Genomic DNA, 520 nt, shown 5'->3' with positions numbered 1-520 from the left:
GTGATGAGAAGATTATGAGACGCATAAATTGCTTGAGCGATTTAGCGTGAGTTGCGATTTGCAGACCTGGCAGCGACCTACTCTCCCGCGTCTTAAGACGAAGTACCATGGGCGCAGGGGCGTTTCACGGCCGTGTTCGGAAAGGGAACGGGTGCGGCCACCCCGCCATAACCACCAGGTCGGCAAAGCGCAACTTCGGGCTAAACCGCGCTAGCGGTTTATGCCCTATGAGAAGCTGGTGAAGTCGCGATAAACCGCCTTGCGGTTTACGCTTGTCACTTCGTTTTGTCTATTTGAACACGTCGTTGGTTGTCCGGACACGGTCGCTARGACCGCAAGCGCAAAGCGCGTCGCCGGACGTCCGGCGCCCTCGCGGAGCATAGGGTCGAAGACCCGCTCATGCGTGAGCGCTGAACTTAAAGCCTCATCGAACTTGTTCGATGAGCACTGGCAATGGGAACGATCAAGCCAATCGAGCTATTAGTACCGGTAAGCTTCATGCGTTGCCGCACTTCCACAC

1 rRNA gene is annotated in these 520 nt (G+C 56.1%); it reads right to left on the bottom strand.

Annotated elements, in window-relative coordinates:
* Positions 1-64: 64 nt before the first annotated feature.
* A 5S ribosomal RNA gene (rrf, locus tag QD409_RS35750) occupies positions 65-179 on the bottom strand.
* Between the last annotated feature and the right edge of the window lie 341 nt (positions 180-520).

The sequence above is a fragment of the Rhizobium sp. BR 315 genome, assembly GCF_050577975.1.
Lineage (GTDB): Bacteria > Pseudomonadota > Alphaproteobacteria > Rhizobiales > Rhizobiaceae > Rhizobium > Rhizobium miluonense.
The sequence above is the reverse complement of the archived record's forward strand: the minus strand, read 5'-3'. Positions and strand labels throughout refer to the sequence as shown.